1 protein-coding gene is annotated in these 1,617 nt (G+C 64.2%); it reads left to right on the top strand.

Features of this window, described 5'->3' with window-relative positions:
- Window positions 1–96 precede the first annotated feature (96 nt).
- On the top strand, window positions 97–1,617 hold a 1,521-nt coding region (locus Q319_RS26000), incomplete at its 3' end, for an NPCBM/NEW2 domain-containing protein (RefSeq protein ID WP_245619456.1).

A 1,617-nucleotide genomic window follows, 5' to 3' on the forward strand; every position in this document is an offset into this window, starting at 1 on the left:
GACATCGTAAAAGTCCCGCGACAGGTTTTTGAGCGCATGTCAGACGCGTTGTGTTACGCAGCTTGATTCCCAAAATGGACAAAGTCGAACTCAGACCTGGACTGGACCTCGGCCACAGGTGGCTGGGGACCGGTCGAGCGGGACAGCAGCAACGGCGAGCAGGACATCCGTGACGGCACCACGCTCAAAGTCGGCGGGCGCAGCTTTACCAAGGGCCTGGGCGTCCACGCCGCGTCCGAGATCAGGTACGCGCTGGGCGGGCAGTGCAACACCTTCAGCGCCTTTGTGGGCATCGATGAAGAGGTGGGTAAACTGGGCAGCGCGCAGTTCAGTGTCTTCGGTGACGGCAAGATGCTGTTCGACAGCGGCGTGCGGCGCGGCGGCGACCTGAGCCTGCCGGTGAACGTGAGCGTGGCCGGGGTCCGGGAACTGCGTCTCCTGGTCAGTGACGGCGGCGACGACAACTTCTACGATCACGCCGACTGGGGCGAGGCGGCGGTGAACTGCGTGGCCGCGCAGCCCACGGGCAACGTCGTGCTGTCTGAGCTGCCGTATGTCTCGGCCACCAATGGCTGGGGTCCGGTGGAATTTGACCGCAGCAACGGCGAGCAGGCCCAGTTCGACGGCCAACCGCTGACCATCGGCGGGCAGGTCTTTACCAGGGGGCTGGGGATGCACGCCTCGTCCACCCTTGCCGCCGGGCTGAACTATGACCTGGGTGGGGCCTGCACCATCTTCACGGCCAACATCGGGATCGACGATGAGGTGGGGGACCGGGGCAGCGTGGTCTTTCAGGTCTACGGCGACGGCGTAAAGCTGTTCGACAGCGGCGTGGTGCGCGGCAGCGACGCGGCCCGGAGCATCTCGGTGGACCTGAAGAACGCTAAGACTCTGCGGCTGGCCCTGACCGACGCGGGCGACACCATGAACTTCGATCACGCCGACTGGGCCGATGCGAAATTAAATTGTGTGAAATCCGCGCAGGCCCAGCCGCCCGGCACCCTCGATCCCGGCTTCGGCAGTGGCGGACGTGTGGGTGTAGGCGGAGTGGATGTGGTGGCAGAGGACGGCGGTGGGGTGGCCGTACTGGACGCGAACTTCAAGATTACGCGGCTGTCCGCTTCCGGCGCGGTGCTGGCCCAGAGCGCGGCCATGAGTGACGGCGAGGCCAACGCCATCGCCCGTCAGGCCGACGGCAAACTTGTCGTGGCAGGCCAGATGGACGGTGAAATGGTGGCCGCGCGCTACCTGAGCAACCTGACGCTGGACCCCAGCTTCGGTGCGGGCGGCGTGGTAAAGCTGAAGCTGAGCGATGTCAGCGATTCTAGAGGAAACAGGATGGACGCTCTTTCTTCAGCCGCCAGGGATGTGGTGGTTCAGCCGGATGGCAAGGTGGTGCTGGGAGGCTACGCCCATCTAGTTTTCTCCGATTCCGGCCCTGGACCGTCGTCTCTGGACTTTGCCCTGGTTCGTTTGCAAGGAAACGGTACGCCCGACGTCAGCTTCGGCGACAACGGCATGGTTTCAGTACCGGACAACTTGAGTTCAGGCGGTGCTGAGCGCAGGAAAAGGGTGACTCAGGAGGCCAAAGTAGGCTTCGGCCTGTGGGCGATCCCA

Origin of the sequence: Deinococcus marmoris DSM 12784 (assembly GCF_000701405.1) — a bacterium.
Taxonomy (GTDB): Bacteria; Deinococcota; Deinococci; order Deinococcales; family Deinococcaceae; genus Deinococcus; species Deinococcus marmoris.